At 63.3% G+C, this 22,881-nt stretch carries 19 protein-coding genes and 1 tRNA gene; 8 read left to right on the forward strand and 12 right to left on the reverse strand.

Features of this window, described 5'->3' with window-relative positions:
- Positions 1 to 78: 78 nt before the first annotated feature.
- On the reverse strand, positions 79 to 312 hold the full coding sequence (locus ACELLULO517_RS19000; protein WP_227308999.1) for a hypothetical protein: 234 nt from the start codon (positions 310 to 312) through the stop codon (positions 79 to 81).
- A gap of 386 nt (positions 313 to 698) precedes the next feature.
- Here ACELLULO517_RS19000 and ACELLULO517_RS19005 point away from each other — a divergent pair, with 386 nt between their 5' ends.
- From ACELLULO517_RS19005 to ACELLULO517_RS19015, 3 genes are all read left to right on the forward strand, one after another.
- Positions 699 to 1,445 (forward strand): hypothetical protein, encoded by a 747-nt coding sequence (locus ACELLULO517_RS19005; RefSeq protein ID WP_227309000.1) that lies wholly within the window; start codon positions 699 to 701, stop codon positions 1,443 to 1,445.
- A 284-nt stretch (positions 1,446 to 1,729) separates the two neighbouring features.
- Positions 1,730 to 3,073, forward strand: a complete 1,344-nt coding sequence (gene hflX, locus ACELLULO517_RS19010) for a GTPase HflX (protein ID WP_227309001.1) — start codon at positions 1,730 to 1,732, stop codon at positions 3,071 to 3,073.
- Positions 3,074 to 3,205: 132 nt separating this feature from the next.
- Entirely contained in the window at positions 3,206 to 4,564 is a 1,359-nt protein-coding gene (locus tag ACELLULO517_RS19015) for a hypothetical protein (RefSeq protein WP_227309002.1), read from the forward strand.
- A 148-nt stretch (positions 4,565 to 4,712) separates the two neighbouring features.
- On the opposite strand, the gene ACELLULO517_RS19020 is transcribed toward ACELLULO517_RS19015, so the two are convergent.
- The 6 genes from ACELLULO517_RS19020 to ACELLULO517_RS19045 form a co-directional block, all read right to left on the reverse strand.
- A complete protein-coding gene (locus ACELLULO517_RS19020) occupies positions 4,713 to 5,660 on the reverse strand; it encodes an NADP-dependent oxidoreductase (protein ID WP_227309003.1) in 948 nt (315 codons plus the stop codon).
- Between the two features lie 413 nt (positions 5,661 to 6,073).
- Positions 6,074 to 6,730: a TetR/AcrR family transcriptional regulator gene (locus ACELLULO517_RS19025; protein WP_227309004.1), complete on the reverse strand. Its 657-nt coding sequence runs from the start codon at positions 6,728 to 6,730 to the stop codon at positions 6,074 to 6,076.
- 234 nt (positions 6,731 to 6,964) lie between these two features.
- Complete coding sequence (locus tag ACELLULO517_RS19030) at positions 6,965 to 8,383, reverse strand: efflux transporter outer membrane subunit (protein WP_227309005.1); 1,419 nt, start codon at positions 8,381 to 8,383, stop codon at positions 6,965 to 6,967.
- Positions 8,383 to 9,963 carry an MFS transporter gene (locus ACELLULO517_RS19035; RefSeq protein WP_227309006.1) on the reverse strand — a complete coding sequence of 527 codons (1,581 nt, stop codon included), beginning with the start codon at positions 9,961 to 9,963 and terminating at the stop codon, positions 8,383 to 8,385. Before ACELLULO517_RS19035 ends, ACELLULO517_RS19030 begins: the two co-directional genes overlap by 1 nt.
- A complete protein-coding gene (locus ACELLULO517_RS19040) occupies positions 9,960 to 11,108 on the reverse strand; it encodes an HlyD family secretion protein (protein WP_264481571.1) in 1,149 nt (382 codons plus the stop codon). The genes ACELLULO517_RS19035 and ACELLULO517_RS19040 overlap by 4 nt, the downstream gene beginning before the upstream one ends.
- A 192-nt stretch (positions 11,109 to 11,300) precedes the next feature.
- The gene (locus tag ACELLULO517_RS19045; protein ID WP_227309007.1) at positions 11,301 to 12,713 is read right to left on the reverse strand and encodes an aminotransferase-like domain-containing protein; all 1,413 of its coding nucleotides are present in this window, start codon (positions 12,711 to 12,713) and stop codon (positions 11,301 to 11,303) included.
- Between the two features lie 91 nt (positions 12,714 to 12,804).
- Between ACELLULO517_RS19045 and ACELLULO517_RS19050 the strand changes: the two genes are divergently transcribed.
- The 3 genes from ACELLULO517_RS19050 (at position 12,805) to ACELLULO517_RS19060 (ending at position 16,338) form a co-directional block, all read left to right on the forward strand.
- Complete coding sequence (locus ACELLULO517_RS19050; RefSeq protein ID WP_227309192.1) at positions 12,805 to 12,975, forward strand: DUF1127 domain-containing protein; 171 nt, start codon at positions 12,805 to 12,807, stop codon at positions 12,973 to 12,975.
- A gap of 187 nt (positions 12,976 to 13,162) precedes the next feature.
- Positions 13,163 to 14,257, forward strand: coding sequence for a branched-chain amino acid aminotransferase (locus ACELLULO517_RS19055; RefSeq protein ID WP_227309008.1), 1,095 nt, complete (start codon positions 13,163 to 13,165; stop codon positions 14,255 to 14,257).
- Positions 14,258 to 14,409: 152 nt separating this feature from the next.
- Positions 14,410 to 16,338 (forward strand): AI-2E family transporter, encoded by a 1,929-nt coding sequence (locus tag ACELLULO517_RS19060; RefSeq protein ID WP_227309009.1) that lies wholly within the window; start codon positions 14,410 to 14,412, stop codon positions 16,336 to 16,338.
- Here the strand turns inward: ACELLULO517_RS19060 and ACELLULO517_RS19065 are convergent.
- Positions 16,328 to 16,708 (reverse strand): DUF423 domain-containing protein, encoded by a 381-nt coding sequence (locus ACELLULO517_RS19065; RefSeq protein ID WP_227309010.1) that lies wholly within the window; start codon positions 16,706 to 16,708, stop codon positions 16,328 to 16,330. The two genes, ACELLULO517_RS19060 and ACELLULO517_RS19065, sit on opposite strands and share 11 nt — an antisense overlap.
- Positions 16,709 to 16,815: 107 nt before the next feature.
- On the opposite strand from ACELLULO517_RS19065, the gene ACELLULO517_RS19070 reads away from it, so the two are divergent.
- Together ACELLULO517_RS19070 and edd are read left to right on the forward strand one after the other, a co-directional pair.
- A tRNA-Pro gene (locus tag ACELLULO517_RS19070) sits at positions 16,816 to 16,892 on the forward strand.
- Between the two features lie 102 nt (positions 16,893 to 16,994).
- Positions 16,995 to 18,815, forward strand: a complete 1,821-nt coding sequence (edd, locus tag ACELLULO517_RS19075) for a phosphogluconate dehydratase (RefSeq protein ID WP_227309011.1) — start codon at positions 16,995 to 16,997, stop codon at positions 18,813 to 18,815.
- Positions 18,816 to 18,858: 43 nt separating this feature from the next.
- Here edd and ACELLULO517_RS19080 read toward each other — a convergent pair whose 3' ends face one another.
- The 4 genes from ACELLULO517_RS19080 to ACELLULO517_RS19095 form a co-directional block, all read right to left on the reverse strand.
- A complete protein-coding gene (locus tag ACELLULO517_RS19080) occupies positions 18,859 to 20,646 on the reverse strand; it encodes a sulfatase-like hydrolase/transferase (RefSeq protein ID WP_227309012.1) in 1,788 nt (595 codons plus the stop codon).
- A gap of 171 nt (positions 20,647 to 20,817) precedes the next feature.
- On the reverse strand, positions 20,818 to 21,594 hold the full coding sequence (locus ACELLULO517_RS19085; RefSeq protein WP_227309013.1) for a helix-turn-helix domain-containing protein: 777 nt from the start codon (positions 21,592 to 21,594) through the stop codon (positions 20,818 to 20,820).
- A gap of 219 nt (positions 21,595 to 21,813) precedes the next feature.
- Entirely contained in the window at positions 21,814 to 22,617 is an 804-nt protein-coding gene (locus ACELLULO517_RS19090) for an alpha/beta fold hydrolase (RefSeq protein ID WP_227309014.1), read from the reverse strand.
- On the reverse strand, positions 22,604 to 22,861 hold the full coding sequence (locus ACELLULO517_RS19095; RefSeq protein WP_227309015.1) for a biotin/lipoyl-containing protein: 258 nt from the start codon (positions 22,859 to 22,861) through the stop codon (positions 22,604 to 22,606). Before ACELLULO517_RS19095 ends, ACELLULO517_RS19090 begins: the two co-directional genes overlap by 14 nt.
- Positions 22,862 to 22,881 lie beyond the last annotated feature (20 nt).

Genomic DNA, 22,881 nt, shown 5'->3' on the forward strand with positions numbered 1-22,881 from the left:
AAAAGGTTAGACCCAAGGGACTAACCTTGCGTAAAGAAATGCACGTGAGGTCGCCCGGCAGCGCTCGCCCGGAAAGCCTCAGCGCTCGGCGCCGACATAGTGCATATCCATCGAGACCGCCGGGCGGCGCATCAGCTCGAAGCCCGAGAGATGGAGATAATCGACCAGCCGTTCCGCGGTCACGCGCGCCAACGCCTCATCGCCGCGGCGGCGGCCACGGGCGCCCGGCCAGCTGCGCAGCACATAGGCGAGTTCCTTGACCACTTCCTGGTCTTCAGCGGGGCGCAGCGAGCGGTGCAGCGAGTCAGCCATGACGCAAACCTCGTGTTAAGAACAAGGTAAGGTTAGCGAATAAAACGGGAACAAGGCAAGAACATTTTTTGATCCTTGAGTCAGGGGGCTGAGGTTTAGGGGGCTGAGGTTTGATGCCCTGAGGTTTGGGTCGCTTGGACCTAAAGCTCAATCAGCCTTCGACCCCGGTCGGCTATTCACAGCGAACAACCGGATTCCGGAAAGCCGGCAAACGGCGCAGATATCTGCATCAGATTTATTGCTATTTCGTACCTTTACGCGGTGCACGAGATTCCTGCTTTATAAAGGTTGATGTAAATTTCTATCCAACGGATCGGCATTGCCCAGTGACGAGGCTGCTAGCCTAGCCACGATCTACGGAGCCAACCCCGAAGCGGAGCAGATCAATGAAGGCCGCCCGCCATCACAGAGCTTTTCTGATAGCGACCTTAGCGGGATTTCTTGCGATCAGTCTCTTTATGGGCGCGGGAAGCTCAAAGGGCGCTACCCTTCAAGCCAGTGGCGTAATCGCAATCGATGTTCTCCTCCTGCCGGACAGCACGATGGTTCAGCACGCCGAAGCGAACAACACCCGCCTGCGCAATCTCTTCCCGAAAGGCTTCGCCCTGGATGCGACGCACCGGCCGCATATCACGATGGTTCAGCGTTTTGTTCGTTCGGCTGATCTCGACAAGGTGTATGCCGCAGCGAATGCGGTTCTCGCCGGCGTTGACGTGACCGGGATGAAACTGGAAGCATTCAAATATTACTATATTCCTGCCAAAGATCTTGGCCTCGCGGGCATTGTCGCGAAACCGACCCCGGAACTGGTCAAGCTGCAAGCAAGCCTCATCTCGGCTCTCGCTCCCTTTTCCGTGGAGACGGGAGATTCCGGGGCGTTCGTAACCACGCCGGATGATCCCATCATAGATCCGCAATTGATCGCATATGTTTCGAGTTTTGTTCCGAAGGCTTCCGGCGATCATTTCAGTCCGCATGTCACCACAGGCATTGCCTTTCGCCGCGATCTTGATCCGATGCTGGCTGAGCCGTTTACGCCCTTCACTTTTTCTCCTGCCGGCGCAGCCGTCTATCAACTAGGTCAGTTCGGCACGGCAGCGAAAAAACTGAAGGAACTAAATTTGAAGCCCTGAGCCGCTGCGATGGTGCGGACGTCTTGAGTTTGCGCCGATGCGCGTGTTTCGCGTTCCGCGAATTATTCTAACCTCCGGTTGTAGCTGGGGCGTCCGCTTGCTTCGGATTTGGCCTCAAGAGCCGACAGTCTCCTTTCTCCCCACTCGGCCGTTGCGGATAGAGTTTAACCCTAGAGCGTTTCCTGTTCGCTTACGCTCACAGATGCCACTCTAGGTTATTGTTTTTACGGGCATCTTCACCCGGTCGGATGATTCTATCTGACCGGCGTGCTACATCACCGTCCATGGAAACTAAACCCCCGATCCCGCTCGCGATCCTCGTTGGCATCCAGGCGCCTGATGTCGATGACATCGCGCACCAAGGCAGCCTTGAGGAGCTGGGGCGCCTTGTGAAGACGCTTGGCTACGACGTGGTCAGCACTGTATCGCAAAAGCGCGAGGGCACCGGTGCCGCGTTGCTGCTGGGTAGCGGCAAGCTCGCGGAGCTGGCGGCGCTCACCGGGGGCACCGGCGTCGTCGGTCCGATGGCGTCGGCACCGAAGACTAAGGCAAGACAGCGGTTCGAAGGCGCCGCCGAGACGGCTCCGCCCCATCAGGACGCCGCGCGCAAGCCACAGTTTGTCATCGTTGACCATGAGCTTTCGCCCAGTCAGATTCGCAACCTGGAGCGCGCTACCGGTGCCGAGGTGCTAGACCGCACGGGCGTCATTGTTGAGATTTTCCACCGCCACGCCAATACCCGCGAGGCGAAGCTGCAGGTGGAAATGGCGCGCCTGAAATACGTGGCGCCCCGCTTGCGGGAATCTTCGGGAGGTGGCGGGCGTCAGCAGGGCCCCGGTGCCGGCGAAAGTGCACTTGCCCTCGATCGGCGCAAGATCCGCGATCGAATTTCGGAGCTGAAGGACCAGCTGGATGCGGTGCAGCGCGACAGCGACCAGCGCCGGTCTGCTCGCCGCGACCAGCTGCGCGTGGCGCTGGTCGGCTACACCAATGCCGGCAAGTCATCGCTCATGCGCGCCCTCACCGGCAGTCAGGTGCTTGTGGAGGACAAGCTGTTTGCCACGCTCGACACCACTGTCCGTGTTCTGCAGCCTGAGACCCGGCCCCGCGTGCTCGTCTCCGACACGGTTGGCTTTATCAAGCAGCTGCCGCACGATCTGGTCGCGTCGTTCCGCTCCACCCTGGCGGAGGCGCTGGAAGCGTCGCTGCTGCTTTTCGTCGTCGATGCATCGGACCCGACCTACGAAGCCCAGTTGGAGGTCAGTCTGACCGTGCTGCGTGACATTGGGGCGGATGTCGTGCCGTCGCGCCTGGTGCTCAACAAACTGGACCGGGTGGACGCGGATCGGCGCGCTGCATTGATGGAAAAACACCCAGACGCAATCATGCTCTCTGCCCATGCGCCTGAAGATGTGAGCGCATTGCGTGACACCATCATCGCGTTTTTCGAGACGATGATGGTGGAGGATGTGCTGGTGCTGCCTTATGCGAAACAAGGTTTGATCGGCGAAGTTTATGAAAGTGCTCGTGTGCTGTCAGAGGACTACAACGATACCGGCCTTGTGCTGACGTTGCGCGGCTTGCCCGCTGCTATCACAAGGCTGCAGCGGAGCGTTGCCGCGCACTGAGCAGCCCATTCGGTAACCTAAAGCGTCCATTTTCTGGAATTGCCGTTATTGGCTTTTGATGCCCATCCTGGTCATTTGGCGGCAGTTACACCCTCGATGCATAATGAGCGCCTCAACCGAGGACTTACGCGCTTGCCCCAGATGACCGACCGCCAGCTAGCCATCATCGCCGAAAGGGTGGAGCTCGCGCGCGACACGGCCTCCGACCTCAGCCAAGTCCTCCTGACACATTACCAAGACGCCGACACTCTCGACCTTTTCCAGCCCGGGAATACCGACCTCGAACTGACCCAGGCCATCAATCGGGCCGTCGCTGCCGAATTTCTGGAGTCTGGCGTGGAGGTCGTTGTCCAGCGGGCGGACAAGGCCGCCTTCCGGCGCTGGATGACCGACCGGGAGGATAAGCCCGAAACTCGGCATGGCTGGATCAATCGGACAAGGCTGCTTCGGGGCAAGGCCGCGATGGAGCTTCTTGGACTTAAAGACATCGATGGGCCTCCGCCGGCCTTTGGCAAAATCCCCGGACCGGTCGCGGACAGGCTACTGGCCGCCTATGAGGATGACGAAAGCCCGGAATTCGACACGCTTGTGCAAGCCCTTCTCCGGGCGGAGCGGATCGATATTCTCGACCTCGCAATACGGAAAATACGGGAAATGCAAGGCGACGACGCGGCCGATGACCTTAAGTGGGTCTTCCTGGTCGCCGCCGAGGGTGCCGAGATAGGCCCCTCAGGCTGGATGGAACTCGTGGCGCTACCTGTCGCTCTTGCCGCAGGGCGGCCGCCGGACGGAGCCGAACTGGGGCATGATCTTGTCGCCTCCGGTGCCCTCGGCCCGGAGGTTGAGGTTCATCTGCTGCCGGGATGGCGCTCAGCCGACGCGCTCGACGCGCTGTCGTATGGCGCCATTCGAAGCGTCCTGATGGCGGTTGCCGACGGGTGCGAGCCGTCTGACCTGCCGCCCGGTGATACGGACGATCTAGCAAAAAATGGTTTCGGCCTTCTCATCGGGTGCCGCCTCGACTGGGCCATTCCGATCTGGGAGGCCATCGTCGCCGATGGCGGGCTGCCCGAGCCCCCCGAAGAGGACGCCGCGGAGACGCCGGAGGAGGCCCGTCGCACCGCGCTGTTCGATGGCTGGCGAGAGAGGATTTTCGAGGATAGCAAGGGCTGCGTGCCGCTCGAACTGGTGCCCTTCTCCGAAGTGAAGGGCGAAATTGCAGCGTTTTGGGCCGACGCGGGCGACCAGACCAGAGGCCTCAATGATATCCGGGAATTCGTCACCATATGCCGCAACGAGGCCGGAGGGGAGGATGTCGTGTGCCGTCCCGAAGTCATCGGAAACGACCTGGAGTTGACCTTATACACTGTCGATGGCCGTTTTCTTGACAGCCTTACGATGCCCGCCAGCAGGCTCCCCGCCAAGGCGCAAGAGATGCCGAGGCTCATTGCGTCTTTTGTCGATTTGGTTCGCGACGCTCCCGGGCGGTAACGTGCGGTTCGGATCTGCCTCTCCGGTTCTAGCTATTACATAAAACTTCGGTCAATAAATCCGTTTTGAAAACACAATATGAATTCGACGTCGAATTTATTGATCGAAGATCAGATCTTTAAGAATCCTAGAGTTACTCGCCTTGGCTTTAAGCAATCTTGAAGTCCACAATCAGCCGTCCGGTTGTGCCACCGGCCTGGTTGATTGCCATGGCGTCGAGAAGCTCAGCGCGACGGAAAACCCGAGCGACCTTGGACTTGATCTCGCCACGTGCAAGCTGGTCAGCGATGGTCTCAAGCCGATTTGCATCGGCTTGGATGTGAGGGAAGAAACCTCTGTGCCCGTCAGGGATTTTTCCCAAAATGGCCGGATCGGCAACACTCACGATCGCGCCGTTGGGCTTGAGGACAATCCAGGACCGATCGGTGGTGTTCATGTCCCCGCCAAGCAACACAAAATCAAGAACCAGGTCGATATCCTTCACGCGCTTCTCGAACGTCTCCGTCCGGTAGTCGATGAATTCATCAGCCCCCAGCCCCAGCACGTAGTCACGGTTCTTGCCGGACGCCGTCCCTATCACATAGGCCCCTGCAGCCTTAGCAAACTGGACCGCGAAGGCGCCGGTGGTACCGGACGCACCGTGAATGAGCACCCTCATCCCAGGTTGCGGATCACCCGCCTCATACATCGCAGTCCAGGCTGTGAGACCGGGGATAGGAAGGGTCGCGGCTTCGATATCGCCCAGGCCGTCCGGCACGCGAGCCAGGATGGCCTCGTCCACGGCAATGTGCTCGGCATATGCTCCAAGACTGGTCGACAGGGTCATCACCCTGTCGCCGATCTTGAACCGCGATGAACCCTCACCGAGTGCCGCAACGGTGCCGACGAAGTCGACGCCCATGGTTGCGGGCAGGTTTAGATGCATGAAATCTTTCGCGTAGCCTTCGCGGACCTTCCAGTCGAACGGGTTCATGCCCACAGCACTCACGGCCACCAGAACCTGAGAAGTGCCGGGTGTCGGAACCGGCACGTCATCGAGCCGGATGCATTCGGGCCCGCCGTAAGAATGCAGACGATAGGCTTTTTGCGTTGTCACAGGACAATCTCCGTGAGTTGACATACCGGGTAAACCCGGAATTCGCTACGCTACGTATTCGTAGCATTAATACCGCTACCGTGTCGTAGCGTTTGTGTCAACGCTGGTCTTTTCGGGGGGCCGTCTCCAGGGATGTCACCGCTTCCTCTGGGAATTATTGCGGGCCGATAGTTTGGCAGGCTTTGCTATTTTGACCTTCAGGCGAGGATCGGGTCTGCAAAGCGATCACCTGTATCGCGGCAATGCCGGACCAAGGATGCCTCGGCCAGGATTCAGACTAGAGCGTTTCCTGTTCGCTTACGCTCACAGGTGCCGCTCTAAATTATTGTTTTTGCGAGCATCTTCACCCGGCAGATGATTCCATCTGACCGGGATCTGCTCTATGCTAATGCTCGCGTTTTATCGACGGCCGATCATCGAGACTTTTGGCGGCCGGAACGACGGGCGGGTGAGGGTTGCGTGCTCTTCGCGTCAGCGGCTGCCGCTCCCTGCGTCCCGCTCTCTATCGCGGTCTTTACCACGGCATCGATGACCGTATCGACGAATCGATCGTCGATCGTCTCCTTGGAAAACCAGCGCCGATAGAAAAGCGGGCCTAGCGTGGCGGCGATCAGGTCGGCAGCGGGCCTGTCCGACGGTATCTCACCCCGCTCCTTCGCGCGTTCGATGATGGCGTAGAACGGCGCCATATTCCCCTCATGCAGGGCAGACTGCATCGCGGCGATTTCCGAATCACGCTCGGCGGCATCGATGATCGAGGGAAGGACGGCAGGCCATGCAGCCGTCCGAAGTTGTTCCGCGACGGTTGTCGTGAGCACCCGCAAGTCGCCGCCGAAATTACCCTTGTCTGGAACGGCCTGTGGTCCACCGATCCGGGAGCAAGCATCGATCAGTAACGCCGATCGGGACGGCCAATGGCGATAGATGGTTGTCTTTGCCACGCCGGAGTTTCTTGCCACATCGTCGATACTCACTCCGCTCATGCCATTCTGCGTGAGCTGCCGGTAGGTTTCGGCCAGGACAGCGGTTTTCGAGCGCTCGACCCGCTTGTCCTGAGGATTTTCAGTCAATCTCAAACCTTCCGCTAGGCACCGAGCTACACTACGGTATCGGGTTATAGACACGATGCCGTAGTGTATCGTTTTTGAACGGAAAATCACAAGAGAGAAAGAAGAAATCTAGACGTATGACGGGCGATTGTGCCGCGCGTCTAGCCATGCCTGCTTTACCGATATCAGCTTGCGCTCTCCTGAAAGCCGATAGGCTGCTTTCCCCAGCCCGGCCTTGAACGACGACAGGGTTACCTATCGCAATTCCGCCTGCCATCCGCCGCCCAGCGCCTTGAACAGGGCGATCTGGTCCTGAATGAGGGCGGCGTCCGAGGATGCGACGGCGGCCGCCGTCGTCACCTGAGTCTGTTCGGAAGTCAGCAGGTCCAGATTGCTGATCTGCCCGGCCGTGAATTGTGCCTGTGCGAGCGCCAGCGCGTGACTGGCGTCTGCCGCCGCATCCGCCAGCGCGGCATGATGGGCGAGTTCGGCCTCATAGGTCGTGAGCGCCTGTTCGGTTTCCTTCAAGGCCGTCAGCACGGTCTGATCGAAACTCGCCAGCGCCCCGCGCGCACTGGCGCGGGTCTGCGCCAGTTTGGCGAGCGGCCCGGCGATATTCGGAAAGGTCCAGCTGATCGCCGGACCCAGACCCCAGGTGAGGCCGCTATTCGAGCCGAGCAGGTTGAACTGGGTCGCGGCACCGCCGTAGAAACCGGTGAGCGATACTTTGGGAAAGAGATCGGCCTTGGCGACGCCGATTTCGGCGAGCGCGGTGGCAAGCTTGCGGTCGGCTGCCCGGATATCCGGCCGCCGCCGCAGCAGCGCCGCGCCGTCACCCACCGGCAGGGGCGCCGCTAAGCGCGGCGGCGTGACGCAGCTTTCGACATTGAAGGGTGCCTCGGTCGGCGTTTTGCCAAGAAGAGCGGATAGTTCAAAGACCGCCGCGCGGCGCGCGCCGTCCAGCGGCGGAATGCTGGCCTGCACCTGCGCCACCAGTGTCTTTGACCGCGCGACATCGAAATCCGTGCTGGCGCCGGCATCCTCCGACGCTTGCACGATACGAAGCTGGTCGGCCGTGATGGCGAGCGACCGTTCCGCGACGGCGCGTTCCTCACCCAAGGCGCAGACCGAGCCATAGGCGCGCGCGACCTCGGCCGCGATGGTGACGCGCAGACCGTCCAGCACGGCGTCCACGGACTGGGCATTGTCGCGGGCGGCTTCGACCTCCCGCCGCACCTGGCCGAACAGATCGACCTCGTACGCCATGTCGAAGGTCGCGTCGAACAGCCAGGTGTCCTGCGGCTCGCGGTCCGTCAGTTCCAGGACGGTATCGACGGTGACGTCCCGGCCGTAGACCGCGCCGGCGGAGGCTGTCGTCTGTGGCAGTTGCAGGGCGCGCGCGCCTTCGAACAAGGCGCGTGAGGCAGCGAGATTCGCTTCCGCCACGCGGATGTCATCATTCGCCGCAAAGGCCTGAAGAATGAGGGCATCGAGCCGGGGGTCCTGATAAAGCTTCCACCAGCCGTCAGGCAAAGGATCGGCGCTGACGGCTGGGTTCGCGGCCGAGACGAAGCCGCCGGTCGCACTCGGCGGCACGGCAGGGGGCTTGTAGTCCGGCCCCAGCGTGCAGGCGCTGAGGCAGGCGAGAAGGCCGAGAGCGAGACGGCGTTTCATCAGGCGGACCGCCGCGCGAAAAGCGGGCGGTGGGACGCGGGGCCGCGCGGTGGCGCCCGCATGACCACGATCATGACGAAGAGTGCGACGACCGCAAAGGCCGAGACAGCGACGAAACAATCGATGGTGGACAAGGTGGTCGCCATGGCGCGCAGATCCTCGCCCAGAATAAGCGGCGCGGCCTTGGCCGGCTGGTCATGCCGGGCGATGACCTGCCCATAGGCCTGCAGGCGGTGGAGAACGGCCGGGTCGCCCGCTTTCACATGCAGCCCGATGAGGTTGGAGGATCGTTGCTCGCGCACCCGCGCCAGCGTGCTGATGAAGGCCTGGCCGGTCTCGCCGCCGAACAGGCGGGAGATCTGCAGCAGCGCGCCGAAGGAGAGCGCGTCCTGCGGGCGCAGGCGCAGGACGGCGTTGAAGACGATGCCGGACAGCGCACAGCTTTGCCCCACGGCCTGCAGCAATTGCGAGATCAGAAACTGATCGGACCCCCAATTGGGGGTGAGCGTATAGGCGACCGTCATGCAGGCGATGCCGATCAGGCAAAGGCCGAAACAGGCGACGAAGCGCGGATCGGTCCGGCGCAGGAAGACAGCGGCGAGCCAGCAGATGAGAAGCTGCGGCATCGCGATCCAGATCAGCGTATCGCCCACCTGCAGCGCCCGGAAGCCGCGCACGCCGCCGAGGAAATAGGGGATGAGAAAAGAGGTCGAGAGGATCGTCAGGCGCAGCAGCGCGATCATGAGCAGCAGGAAAGGCATCGGGTGGCGCAGCAATACCTGGAAATCCAGCCAGGGTTTCTCGGCCGTCCGCTCATGCAAGACAAAGCAGACGAGCAGGAAGACGCCGGCGATCAGCAATCCCCAGATCAGGCCGGAATTCAGCCAGTCGAGGCGGTTGCCCTGGTCGAGTGCCGCATAGAGCAAAGCGAGGCCCAGGCCGCAGGTGGCGAGGCCGTAGATATCCTTGTTGAGACGCAAAGCCGGCGGCGGTTGCTGACGCACCCCGAAATGCAGGCAGATCGCCATGCCGAGACCCAGCGGCACATTCTGCCAGAAGATCCAGTGCCAGGTGAGATGATCGACATACCAGCCTTCGACCGAGGCCGAGATATTGAGCGATAGTTCGAGGTTGAGCGCGTAAAGCGCCACGCCATAGGCCCAGAGCCGGGGCGGCATGCTGCGCAGGACATAGCCGAGGGTCAGCGGAATGAAGCAGCCCGAACCCAGCCCCGCGAGAAACATGAGCACGAGCATCGTCGGCAGGTTCTGCGAATAGGGGATCACGGCGGAGGCCGCCGTGAACAGAAGCGCTGCCAGAATCAGGATACGGCGCGGGCCGTAGATGCTGCCGACCCAGACCGCGACCGGTGTCACGAGCATCTGCGCGACCGTGAAGGCCGTGGTGATCCAGGCGCCTTCATCGAAACCGGCATGGATCCCGCCACGGACGTCGGCCAGTCCGAAACTGGACAAGCGCCCGGTCAGCGTCGAGATGAAGGTGCCGAGCAGAACGGCGAGAAGGCCGAGCCAAGGGATTGGCGCTTCGGCGGGCGGGGACGGCGTGGCGGCCGCACTCACGGGCGGCTGCCGTCGGGCAAGGTCGTGTCGATCGTCGGGATCGCCGACATGCCGGCGCGCAGGCGCGTCGTCAGGCCGTGGGTGTCGGTGACGGCGATCTTGACCGCGATGCGCTGCACGATCTTGGTGAAATTGCCGGTCGCGTTGTCGGGCGGCAGCAGCGCGAATTCCGAGCCGGAGGCGGGCGAGACCGCGATGACCTTGCCGGCGAGCTTGCGACCGGGGAAGGCGTCGACGGTGATCGTTGCGTCTTCACCGGTCACGACATGGGTCAGCTGGGTTTCCTTGTAATTCGCGATGACCCAGATGAGCGGCAATTGCGTCAGCGTCGTGATCTGCGCGCCGGGGCCGATATATTGGCCGGGCAGCACGTCCCGCAAGCCGATGACACCGTCGGTCGGCGCCGTGATGCGCGTATAGCCGAGATTGATCTGGGCGAGCCGCAGCGCGGCCTGCGCCGCGTTGATATTGGCCCGCGCCTGCTGCTCCTGCGCGCCCAGAAGGTCGATCTGCTTTTGCACGGCATCCGCCTGCGCTTGCACCTGAAGCAGCTTGGCGGCCGCGACCGCGCGGGTGGTCTGGAACTGTTCGAGATCGGATTGCGAGGTGGAACCCGAGGTCATCAGCCGCCTTTGCCGCGCGACATCCCGGCTGTTCTGCCCGAGAGAGGCGGTCGTCTGCGCGACGATCGCCTGCGCGGCCTGAAGATTGGCTTGCAGTAACGGACGCTGGGCCTCGGTCTCCGTCAGCGCGGCTTCGGCCTGGGCTAGGCCGGCCTGGGCCCGCGCGACATCGGCCGTATAGGTGTCATCCTGGATCGTCGCGATGACCTGCCCGGCCTTGACGGTCGCATAGTCCTGCACCGGCACCGTCGCGATATAGCCGGAGATCTGGGCGGCGAGCGGCGTGAGATTGGTCTGCAGATAGGCGTCGTCCGTCACCTGGTAGCGCTGTTCGCCCTCCCAGCGGTTCCATTGCGTGAAGCAGACATAGACGATGGCAGCGGCAAGAACGAAACTCAGCAGCCGCCAGACGATGCCGTAACAAACACCCAGCCATCCTTTCGGCCTTGATGGCACCGGCGCCGGTGCAGGTACCGGTGGTGCGGCTTGCGGCGGCGCGGGCGGCGGATCAGCCGGTGCCAAGAACGAAAACTCCCGCGATCCTGGTCTGCCGCTTCAACAAGATCATTCCGCTCCAAAGCGATAAGAACCAAACCCGTAAGAGATTGAGAGGTTGGACTATTTCAGGCGCGGAATACTAGTGCAGCGGCAGGTTGTCGGTAAATTTTCATGATAAACCGGCCGCAGGATCGGCTTTGGAGACGTTTGGCTGTTTTACGCTGCGGGTGCCGTCTCCGTCGCGATGATGCGGCCGAGGCGGCGGACGGCTTCCCCGATCCAATCCGGCTTCGCGCCGGCGAAGCTCAGCCGCAGATAAGGGCCGGTCGCTTCCGCCGGAAACCAGAAACGGCCGCTGCCCACCAGCACATCCTCGGCCGCTGCGCGGCGTGCGATATCGGTGTCCGATCGGCCGGGTGGCAGGGCGACCCAAAGATGCAGCCCGCCGGCCGGCACATGGGCCAGCGCGGCGTCGCCGAGTTCCGTGTGTACGGCAGCGACAAGCAGATCGCGGCGGCGTTTCAGCTCCGCCCGCAGCGCCTTCAGGTGCTTGGGCCAGCTTGGCGCCGTGACCAGTTGCAGGGCGGTTTCCTGCATCAGGCCGGGGACCGAGAAATCATCCGTCAGCCGCGCCATGCGCAGCCGTTCCAGGGCAGCCCCTCGGGCGCAGATGGCGCCGATGCGCAGACCCGGTGCGGCGCATTTCGTCAGCGACCGGATATAGACGACATGGCCGTCGCGATCGGCGCTGGCGAGGGGCGGCGGCGGCTCCCCCTCCAGGCTGAAATCCCGCGCCCAGTCATCCTCGATCAGGAAGGCGCCGGCACGGGTGACGATATCCAGCACTGCCTGCCGCCGCGCGGTGGAAAGCACAGCGCCGGTCGGGTTGGAGAAGGTCGGCTGGCAGTAGAACAGCCGCGCGCCGGTACGGGCGAAAGCCTGTTCCAGCAGATCGGGCCTGACGCCGTCCTCGTCCATCGGCACCGGGACAAGCCGCAGGCCGGCGCTGGTCGCGGCTGCGATGGCGCCGGTATAGGTCGGGCTTTCGACGATCACCGGATCGCCCGGCTGCGCGAGGGCACGAAAGGCCGCCGCATTGGCGGCCTGGGTGCCAGGGCAGATGGTCACTTCCGACGCCGCATAGGCATCCCCGGTTTCCGTCGCGAACCAGGCGCGCAGCGCTTCCAGGCCTTCGATGGGTACGCGCGCCCAGACGCCGGGGCGGCGCAACGCCCGCCCGCCGGCGGCCGAGAGCAGGGCCTGGGGCAGGCTCTCCTCCGGCAGATAGCCGAGATTGAGCGCCATCACGTCAGGCTTGGGCATCCGCAGCAGCGCGTTCAGCCCATCCGATCGGGTGCGAGGGGAGCCGAGGGCGAGGCTTTGCCAGCCGAAATCCGGCGTCGCAGCGCTCTCCGTCTCACGCCGACGCTCACGCACGAAGGTGCCTTGTCCGGGCAGTGCCTCGATCAGCCCGGCCTGCACCAGCGTATCGATAGCCCGCTGCACGGTGACGGGGCTGACGCCGAGATCGCGCATCAGCGCGCGCACCGAGGGCAGCCGCGTTCCGGGCATGGCAGCCAGCGCCATGTCCCGCAGATATTGAGTAACGCGATGGCTGCTGTTATTCATTTCTATGGAAAACATAGATAACGCTACTGTCTTTTCCCCGATAACGCAACCGCGCCGGCGTATCCGCTCCATCCGGGTCGTCTGGTCGGTCATGCGATCGGTCTGGAAAACGATGCGCAGCCGGCGGGAGCTTGCGCAGATGGATGCGCGGCTTTGGGCCGATATCGGTATTTCCAGGGGCGAGGCGCTGATGGAAACAGAGCGCCGGCTGTGGGATCGGCATCGGACCATCGACCCGAGCCGCCGGTCGCGCGGCGATTAGGCCGAAGCCTTCATCCCCTTCGACAGCCCGGGATGGAACCGGGCTGTCCCCATTCCCAGCTTTCCCAGTGAAACGCTTTTATAGCTCGTCCCAGCGCATAGCTTGTCTGCGGTCCCGCTAGAGGCGAAAGTTGCGCGCAAGTGACATCCTGCGACGCTACGATGATGGATTTGATGGAAGCGACGCAATGAGCGGCAATAGCGTGCAATTTGACTATCGTCCGAACAGCACGCCCGTGCCGGTGGCGGAGCGTGAGGCTCTTTTGGCCAGCCCCGGCTTCGGTCGCGTCTTCACCGACCATATGGCGGTCATCAATTATACCGAGGGCCAGGGCTGGCATGATGCGCGGATCGAGGCGCGCGCCCCGATCCAGGTCGATCCGGCCAGCGCCGTCCTGCATTACGCCCAGGAAGTCTTCGAGGGCATGAAAGCCTATCAGTCCGGTAACGGTGCCGTGCTCTTCCGGCCGGACGCCAATGCCCGCCGCTTCAACGGCTCGGCGAGCCGCCTGTCGATGCCCGACCTGCCCGAGGCGCTGTTTCTGGAATCGGTGCGGCGCCTGGTCGATGTCGACCGCGCCTGGGTGCCGAGCCAGCCCGGCGGCAGCCTTTATCTGCGTCCGTTCATGTTCGCGAACGAGGTCTTCCTCGGCGTCAAACCGTCAGCGGAATACCTTTATATGGTGATCGCCTCCCCGGTCGGGTCCTATTTCAAGGGCGCGGGCGGGCCGGTCTCCGTGTGGATCTCCCAAAACGACACGCGGGCGGCCATGGGCGGCACGGGTGCGGCCAAATGCGGCGGAAACTATGCCGCCAGCCTGCGCGCCCAGGCCGAAGCCATCCGCAACGGCTGCGATCAGACCTTGTTCCTGGATGCCACCGAGCGGCGCTGGGTCGAGGAGCTGGGCGGCATGAACATCTTCTTCGTCTTCGAGGACGGGTCGCTGTCGACGCCGCCGCTGGACGGCACCATCCTGCCCGGTATCACGCGTGACAGCCTCATCACCATCGCGCGGGCGCAGGGCATGACGGTGCGCGAGGAGGCCTATTCCATCGACCAGTGGAAAAGCGACGCGGCCAGCGGCCGTCTGCGTGAGACCTTCGCTTGCGGCACGGCGGCGGTCGTCGCCCCCATCGGCCGGGTGGCAAGCCCGGAGGGCAGTTTCACCATCGGCAATCCCGAGGTCGGCGGCGAGGTGACGATGCGGCTGCGCGCAGCGCTGGTCGATATCCAGCTGGGCAATGCCCCCGACCCGTACGGATGGGTGCAAAGGGTCTTCTGACACCCGCCATCAGGGTCCGGTTGCGCATGGTTTCTGACCGGCGCAATCGTGACCGCAGCCTCCCTTCTGCCTGAACGAGCGGCCCCCATATCGGACTCTGAGCTACACCTGCCGGAATGATCGGCGGGGCCGCTTCTCCGGGGAGGTTTCGCATGGCGGACGTGGATGAGGCGTCGACGCTGCCCGGTGCAGGTGTACCGGCATCAGAGACGCCACGTCCGCAGGGGCTGCTGATATTGCTTGTGTCTGTCGTGGTCGTGACGGCGCTCTATTTCGCCAAGACCGTTCTGATTCCGATTACATTGGCGGTCATGCTCAGCTTCGTGCTGGGACCGGTGGTCGGCCTGCTGCGACGCTGGCATCTGCCGAAGGTGGTGGCGGTCCTGCTGGCCGTGCTGCTGGCGCTGCTGGTCATTCTGCTGCTCGGCGGCATTATCGGCATGCAGATTGCCGATCTGGCCGGCAGCCTGCCGCATTACCAAGCCACCATCATGCAGAAATTCCAGGCGGTGCAGGGCTATTTCGCCCAGCATCTGCAGGCGTTGATGAGCCATTTCGGTAAGGCCGCGGATATGCCCGGCCATCGCGCCCAGGGTCCTGCGGCGCCGCAAATCGCCACCGGCAATCCGTCCGGCCAGATGGTTGAGGTGGCACCCGATACCGGCGCGCCTTCGACCTTCTCCCTGCTCAAGACCGTTCTGGCGCCGGTCGTGGGCCCCATCGAGACGGTCGGCATCGTCATCGTCTTCGCGATCTTCTTTCTGTTGCAGAAGGAAGATCTGCGGGATCGGCTGATCCGTCTGTTCGGGTCCAGCGACCTGCACCGCACGACGCTTGCGATCGACGATGCCGGCAACCGGCTGTCACGCTATTTCCTGGCGCAGACCTGCATCAATGCCGGTTTCGGCGTCGTCATCTGCATCGGCCTCACCTTCCTTGGCCTGCCCAACCCCATCCTGTGGGGTGTGCTGGCAATGCTGATGCGCTTCGTGCCTTATATCGGCTCGCTGATTTCGGCCCTGCTGCCGATCGCGCTCGCCGCCGCCGTCGATCCGCATTGGGGTCTGGCCTTGGCCACGCTGATCCTGTTCCTGGTCTGCGAGGGGATTACCGGCCAGGTCATCGAACCCATGACCTATGGCAGCACGACGGGCCTTTCGCCCGTCGCGGTGCTGGTCGTCGCCGTCTTCTGGGGTTGGATCTGGGGACCGATCGGCCTGATCCTGTCGACGCCGATGACGCTTTGCCTTGTCGTCGTCGGTCGGCATGTGAAGTGGCTGGAATTCTTCGACGTGCTGCTGGGCGACAGGCCGGCGCTGACGCCGGTCGAGACCTTCTATCAGCGCATTCTGGCCCATGATCCGGACGAGGTGCAGGAACAGGCCGAACAATTGCTGCAGACCCGGTCGCTGAGCGCCTATTACGACGGCGTCGCGCGGCGCGGCCTGGAACTGGCGGCCGGGGACATCCTGCGCGGCGCGATGAAGCCGGTTCAGGTGGCCCGGCTGCGCGCCGATGTCGAGACGCTGATCGCGGAGTTGGACGATTACGACGATGTCGATCCGCCGCATCGGCTGCTGATGCAGGAGGAGACGGTGGCGGGCGTGGAGCGGCCGAACCGCGTCATCGTCAAGCAGGCGGCGCCGGGTGTGGAGATCCAGGCGGAGGACGGGGCGGTGGCCGTGGCGCCGCTGGCGCTTTGCGTCGGCGGGCGCGGGCCGCTGGACGATATCCCGAGCGCCATGCTGGCCCAATTGCTGGGCAAGCATGGGTTCGAGACGCGGATTGCGACGCATGACGCGGTTTCCCGCGCGCAGATCGCGACGCTGGACAAGGCGGGCGTCTCCCTCATCTGCGTGACCTGCCTGGAGCTGGTCGGCCAGCCACCGCATCTGCGCTATCTGCTGCGCCGGTTGCGGCAGCGCATGCCGGACGTGCCGATGGTCGTGGGCCTGTGGACGCCCGAGGCCGAGATCCTGGCGCGTCAGGATCTGGCCCAGACGCTGGGGGCGGACGCCTATGTCACCTCGCTGCGCGATATGGTGATCGAAGCCGTGGCGCTGGTATCCGTCACGGCTTGACCGATCGGCGGAAGGCGAGCGACGCAAGGCTGATCCAGCCGAGCATGGTCAGGAAGCCGCCCGTCGGCGCCATGGCCGGCAGTTCGGTGCCCGCCAGCGCCAGCACATAGACCGCCCCGCAGAACAGCAGCGTGCCGAGCAGAAACCCCCAGCCGGCGACCAGAATGCGGCGGCTGCGTGGGGTTTGGCGGGCCAGGATGCCGCAGCCGACCAAAGCCAAAGCATGCCACATCTGCATCTCGATCGCGGTATGGACGAAGGCGAGATCGGGGGCGGTTATGCGGCCCGGCAGGGCATGGGCCGCGAGGGCCGCCATCATCACGCCAGTCAGGCCCAATAACCCGCCGGCGCCGAGCCATACTCTATCCATGCACCTTACCCCTCGTTCCTGCATCGCATTTCCGCGCCGGGTGGCTTGCCCCACCCGGCAGAGCCCGCTATATGCCGGCCCTCGGTCGGAAGCGACCGATCCAGGTACGGGACGTAGCACAGCCTGGTAGTGCGCCTGCTTCGGGAGCAGGAGGCCGGAGGTTCGAATCCTCTCGTCCCGACCAATGTCCTCAGACTGAGCGCTTGCACTTTTTTCGCGTAACGTGACAGATGACGTTGCGTCCAGGAAATGGTATAGCAGACCCTCTTTGAACGAGGAGGGTTCGATGGTTGCTATCCATGCCCGTATCGCTGCCGTGACGGAGCGCGTGCGCGATCGCAGTGCTGCCAGCCGCGCGGGCTATCTGGACCGAACCATGAAGGCCGCCGCCGCCTATCCGGCGCGGTCCGGCCTGTCCTGCGCCAATCTGGCCCACGCCTATGCCCCGATGTCCGCCGGCGACAAGCACCGGTTGGCGAGCGGGGCCACGCCCAATATCGGCATCATCACCTCCTATAACGACATGCTCTCGGCCCATCAGCCCTATGAGCAATTCCCCGAGATCATCCGCCGTGCCGCGCGTCTGGCGGGCGGCTTGGCGCAGGTTGCGGGCGGCGTGCCCGCCATGTGCGACGGCGTGACCCAGGGCAATCCGGGCATGGAGATGTCGCTGTTTTCCCGCGACGTCATCGCCATGGCGACCGCGATCGGCCTGTCGCACAATGTCTATGACGCGGCGCTGATGCTGGGCGTTTGCGACAAGATCGTGCCGGGTCTGGTCATTGGCGCGCTGCAATACGGCCATCTGCCCACGATCTTCGTGCCCGCCGGGCCGATGACCTCAGGCATTTCGAATGCCGAGAAGGCCAAGGTGCGCCAGCAATTCGCGCTGGGTGAGGTGGGGCGGGACGCGCTGCTCGATTCCGAGATGCGCGCCTATCACGGGCCTGGTACCTGCACCTTCTACGGCACGGCGAATTCCAACCAGATGCTGATGGAGGTGATGGGCCTGCATCTGCCGGGGGCGGCCTTCGTGCATCCGGGCACGCCGCTGCGCGATGCGCTGACGGCCGCCGCCGCCCGCCGCGTGCTGGAAATTACGGCGCGGGGCAATGCTTTCATCCCCCTGGCCGAGGTGGTGGACGAGAAGGCGGTCATCAACGGCATCGTGGCGCTGATGGCGACCGGTGGATCGACCAACCACACCATGCATATCGTCGCCATGGCGCGGGCGGCCGGCATTATCATCACCTGGGATGATTTCGACGATATCTCGGCCGTCACACCGCTGCTGGCGCGCGTCTATCCGAATGGCAAGGCGGACGTGAACCACTTCCATGCGGCGGGCGGCATGTCGCTGCTGATCCGCGAGCTGCTGGCGGCCGGATTGCTGCATGATGATGTGACAACCGTGATGGGACGCGGCCTGTCCGCCTATACGCAGGAACCAACGCTGGTCGATGGGCATCTGGTCTGGCAGGACGGCCCCGCCGTCAGCGGCGACCTTGCCGTGCTGGCGACGGTCGACAGGCCGTTTTCACCCGATGGCGGGCTGCGGCTGATGCGCGGCAATCTGGGGCGTGGCGTCATCAAGATTTCGGCTGTCGCGCACGAGCATCGGCTTGTGCGGGCACCGGCGATCGTCTTCGAGTCTCAGGATGCTTTGGCGGCGGCCCATAAGCGCGGCGACTTGCAGCGTGATTTCGTGGCGGTGTTGCTGCATCAAGGACCGCGCGCGAACGGCATGCCCGAACTGCATCAGCTGACGCCGGTCCTGGGCGCCTTGCAGGACCAGGGCTTTCATGTCGGGCTGGTGACGGACGGCCGCATGTCCGGCGCATCCGGCAAGGTGCCGATGGTCATTCACCTGTCGCCGGAGGTCTGCATGGGCGGCCCGATCGGCAAGGTGCGCGACGGCGACATGATCACGCTGGACGCCGAGGCCGGAACGGTGGTGGCCGAAGTCCCGGACGCGGAATGGGCTGCCCGCGCGGTGATGATCGGTCCAGCGGACCCGCTGGCCGAGACGCTGGGCCGTGGCCTGTTCGACGGCATGCGCGCGCATTGCCTGACGGCCGAGGAAGGCGCTTGGGGGTTCGCGGCTTAGGCGCCCTTATCGGTCCTCGGGGGGCACCGGGTAGGTTGCCCTGTCAGGATTTTCGGACCGCCGCTGGCAAGAAACTACCGTCGTTGTCGCCGACCTCGCGCGCGATCAGCCGGTTCAAAAGTTCATTGTGGTACATGATGAGCTCGCGATTGGCATCGGCTTTGACAGCGAGATTGATCATCTCGTCCGGATCGCTTTCGAGATCGTATAGTTCGAGGTCATTGTTGCCGACCAGGTCCTCGAAGGTTGTGGGCGTGTTGAAATTGCCGGGCGCGTAGTAGCGGGCGAATTTGTAGCGCCCGTCAAAGCAGAAGCTGAGGAACCCGCGTGGCGTCATCGCGGGCCGCAACGCGCCGAAGGGCGGCACGTATTGCGCCTTATTGAGTTCCCATGCGGTTTTCGTCATGTAGGTTGAATCGACAGTCCATAGACCGACATAATTGAACAAAGCGCCTTCGCGGATTGCGGTGAGGGACGCCTGCTCGGGCGCCTTCAGGACCGAACTGAAATCGCGGCCGGGCAAGCCTGCGAGCGCTGCGGCGCGCTGCGATGGCTCGGCATTGGTGAGGCCGGCGAGTGTCGTCAACAGGTCTATATGGCTTGTTATCGCCTTGCAGCTGCGGCCGCCGGCATATTCGGGATGGACGACGACCATCGGCACATGCGTTTCCTGCTCGTAGGGTAGCGGGCCCTTGCCGCGGAGCCCGCCGTGGGAGCCGCCGAGCTCGCCATGGTCAGCAGTGCGCACGACGGCGGTCGTGGACCACAGGTTCAGCTCCGAGATCGCATCAAGAACGATCTGCAAGGTGCAGTCATTGTCGCGGATAAGGTTGAGGTAGAAATTGTAATAGTCTTGCCACATTGCCGTGGCGTCCTGTGGAATCTCGCCCAGCCAAGCTGACCAGCCGGTATTATAGGCCAGCTGCGCGGGCGGCCGACCGGGTTTGTCCAGCGGCTCAAGCGCGCTGGGCGAGGGGGGGAATTTCCAGCGCGTGGTGAAGGCCGCGTTGCTGGGCGGTGGTGTTAGAACGGCACCGGTCTGGGATTTCTGCACGATCTGGCCGGGCTGGTTGACGTCCGCATACATGATGTCATGCGGCGAAATGAAGCTCACCACCAGCAACCAGGGAATGCCGTTCTCGTTCAGCGTCTGGCCATGTGTGCGCATCCAGCGCACCGCTTCACTCGCCGTATAGATATCAGTTTCGTAACCCTGGTCAGGGGCGCCGACCTTGTCGCCGTCCGATGAGAAGGTCTGAAAGCCGTAGGCTGCAAGGGCCTCGCTATAGTTCACGGCGGGATTCGCCACGACGATGTCGCTCAGCAGTTCGAATTTGCCGAAATAGGCGGTGTGGTAGCCAAGCTGGCGGAAGACGGTGCCCATGCTCGGCCGGTCGGTTCTCAGGCTTGGCACATAGCCTGTCTCCATCTGGTCGAATACGCCGTTCACCTGCGGCGGCTGGCCGGAATATATAACGCCACGCGATGGCGTGCACATGGCTGAGCCAATGTAGTGATTAAGGAAGGTGGTGCCGCGTTGCTGCAACTCGGCGCGCGCCGGTGTCGTGAAGCCTTCGGCGGGGCGCAGATGAAACGCCTCTTCGTCGGTGGTGATGAGGATCACGTTATACGGCCGGCCGAGCGGCGTATTGCGGCTTGCCGGAAATGGGTCCGCCGAGGCTGAGGTCGATGTGGCGGCAGGTGTCTGCGCCGCTGCGCTTCGTGGCAAGGCAGAAAGGCTTGCGGCACCTAAACCAGCGCCAAAGCCGCCCAGCACAGTTCGGCGGCCGACGCCTTTGGGTTGCTCAGGCTCGTCGTTTCGCTGGTCCATCGAACTACTCCGTTACGAGCAGAGATCAGTTTATGGCACTCCCCGTACCGCTGCAATAGCGCAACGGCGAGCATTGCACGGTCCTGCAAGGTGTGAAGCTTTGCCGCGCCTGTTCCACGCTCTTGTCGCGGCGACCTGTGCGTTATCCACCTCCATTGAGCCATAGGCTCATCAACCTCCATTGAGCCATAGGCTCATCAACCCGGCGCGGCTGCGTACGCCGAATTTGGAGAATAACGCCACCACATGCTGGTGAGTGGTGGATGTTGCCAAGCCCAGTTGGTGGGCGATTTGTGTTTCTGTTCCTTTCGTGAGCAATAGCGCCAGCACCCGGTGTTCCGTTGGCGTCAGTGGCGATGATGCAATGAGAAGCCCATGGCTCAACATCAACCGGCGGTGAAACCATTTGATGCCACGCAGTGCGTAGGACAGCAAAAGGATCTGCTTGTCAGTGAATTTCTCACGCGCATAAAAGCCAAAATGCGATTCAGCATTCGCATTGAGCGGAAACCCGACATAGAGCGCATCGTAGATGCCGCGCGAGCCATAAAAATGCTCGTAGAACGGAGAATCAAACCAATCCGGTGGCAACTGGCGACGAAACGAATAGGTGCGGAAACTGCCGACGCCGGGAATGGGCAGGAGGAACGAAGGATCCATTTTCCGTCGATCCCATAATTGCGCTATTTCCTTCAGTTTCGGCTCGATGGACAGAGGTGGCATCGGGTGCAGTATCTGCAGCACGGCCATGCGCCAGCCCTCCAACGGATCATCGCCGAACTGCTTGTTGACACGCACAGCGCCTGTCCAACGGACATTCCACGGACCTGCCAGCCGGCACAGCGCCTCCTGAAGATGACGCAGGGTCGCTTCCGTCTCGCGGGCGTCGAAGTCGGCCAGTTCATCCCACAATTGGTGAACGGCATCCTGCAAGTCAGGCTCGAGCATAGGCGTTGTTGTCCTTTCTCCCGGCGTGAATGACGGCTGGTCAGATATTCCATCGGGAACCAGCGCAGACTTCATGCACCCGACTATAATCGAACTCGATCATTTGTCAGGAATCGGGGATCGGCACAGGCCGGCGCCCAATCTCCGCTGCTGGGATCGGTTTTCGAGCCGGGCTATGCCTGGGTTGGGCCGATAGCCGCCCATTCCGACGCGCCCTGGCTAAACCCCGAAATCGGCGATCAACGGGTTGACCTGCCGGAAGGCTTCCATATGCGGCACATGGCCGTAACCCGCCATGCGGTGCAGACCCGCCAGCGCGACGGCAGGCGGCGGCGGCGGCGGCAGGACGCGATCTTGCCCGCCCCAGATGATTTGCGTGGGCATCGAAAGGGCCGAGAGCGCGGCATGAAGGTCCGCCGAGCGCGCCCAGATCTCCGCGCCGACCTGCGCCATCGCCTGCCAGGCAGCATAGGTATGGGGACGATTGCGGGCCGCCAGAATGCCGGTGACGATCTGCGGGCTGAGGATGGCCGGGTTCGCCACCAGATCCTGCAACACGGCCCGCGCGCTCGCCTGATCCGTCATCGCCAGCAGACCTTCGATGAAGGCGAGATTGGGCGGCCCGCCGAGACCCGCCGGGGCGATCAGGCTGAGCGCCCGGACAAGATCAGGCCGCAGGCTGGCCGCGCGCAGCGCGATGGCGCCGCCCATGGAATGGCCGACGATATGCACGGGTGCCTTGGGTGACAGAGCAAGGATGGCAGCGATCACAACCGCCGCCTGCCGGTCCAGCCCGCCGAAATCCTGTGCCGGGCTCAGCCCATGGCCAGGCAGATCGATCGCATAGACGGTGGCATTGGCTGCCAGCGCGGGCTGGTTCAGCCCCCAGGACCGCGCGTCCGAGGCAAAGCCATGGATGAGCAGCATGACCTGCTCATCCACGCCGGGCTCACCCAGGCCGGCCGCGCCGCCGCCGGCCTTGAGATAGGAGAGGGTTTCCCCCGCTGCCTCAATCCGTGGCATCGTCTTCGTCAGCCTCGATAATGGCGAGCACGGCACCGACCGCCGCGATCTCATCCTCATCCACGATGATGGTCTTCAGGACGCCGGTGGCCGGGCTTTCCAGATCCATATCGAGCTTCGGCGTGCTGATGACGGCGATGACCTCACCCTGGATCACCGAATCGCCCTCCGACTTCTGCCAGGCGCGCATCTGGCCTTCCTCGATTTCGACGCCCAGCACCGGCATGACCAGTTCGATATCCATGACCCGCTTCCCTTCGATTG

The sequence above is a fragment of the Acidisoma cellulosilyticum genome, assembly GCF_020621385.1.
Taxonomy (GTDB): domain Bacteria; phylum Pseudomonadota; class Alphaproteobacteria; order Acetobacterales; family Acetobacteraceae; genus Acidisoma; species Acidisoma cellulosilyticum.

Excerpts from the sequence above, each read along its gene's own strand:
- ACELLULO517_RS19000 (WP_227308999.1), bottom strand. The coding sequence starts at position 312 with ATGGCTGACTCGCTGCACCGCTCGCTGCGCCCCGCTGAAGACCAGGAA.
- ACELLULO517_RS19005 (WP_227309000.1), top strand. The coding sequence starts at position 699 with ATGAAGGCCGCCCGCCATCACAGAGCTTTTCTGATAGCGACCTTAGCG.
- hflX (WP_227309001.1), top strand. The coding sequence starts at position 1,730 with ATGGAAACTAAACCCCCGATCCCGCTCGCGATCCTCGTTGGCATCCAG.
- ACELLULO517_RS19030 (WP_227309005.1), bottom strand. The coding sequence starts at position 8,383 with ATGAAACGCCGTCTCGCTCTCGGCCTTCTCGCCTGCCTCAGCGCCTGC.
- ACELLULO517_RS19045 (WP_227309007.1), bottom strand. The coding sequence starts at position 12,713 with ATGAATAACAGCAGCCATCGCGTTACTCAATATCTGCGGGACATGGCG.
- ACELLULO517_RS19050 (WP_227309192.1), top strand. The coding sequence starts at position 12,805 with ATGCGATCGGTCTGGAAAACGATGCGCAGCCGGCGGGAGCTTGCGCAG.
- ACELLULO517_RS19055 (WP_227309008.1), top strand. The coding sequence starts at position 13,163 with ATGAGCGGCAATAGCGTGCAATTTGACTATCGTCCGAACAGCACGCCC.
- ACELLULO517_RS19060 (WP_227309009.1), top strand. The coding sequence starts at position 14,410 with ATGGCGGACGTGGATGAGGCGTCGACGCTGCCCGGTGCAGGTGTACCG.
- ACELLULO517_RS19065 (WP_227309010.1), bottom strand. The coding sequence starts at position 16,708 with ATGGATAGAGTATGGCTCGGCGCCGGCGGGTTATTGGGCCTGACTGGC.
- edd (WP_227309011.1), top strand. The coding sequence starts at position 16,995 with ATGGTTGCTATCCATGCCCGTATCGCTGCCGTGACGGAGCGCGTGCGC.
- ACELLULO517_RS19080 (WP_227309012.1), bottom strand. The coding sequence starts at position 20,646 with ATGGACCAGCGAAACGACGAGCCTGAGCAACCCAAAGGCGTCGGCCGC.
- ACELLULO517_RS19085 (WP_227309013.1), bottom strand. The coding sequence starts at position 21,594 with ATGCTCGAGCCTGACTTGCAGGATGCCGTTCACCAATTGTGGGATGAA.
- ACELLULO517_RS19090 (WP_227309014.1), bottom strand. The coding sequence starts at position 22,617 with ATGCCACGGATTGAGGCAGCGGGGGAAACCCTCTCCTATCTCAAGGCC.
- ACELLULO517_RS19095 (WP_227309015.1), bottom strand. The coding sequence starts at position 22,861 with ATGGATATCGAACTGGTCATGCCGGTGCTGGGCGTCGAAATCGAGGAA.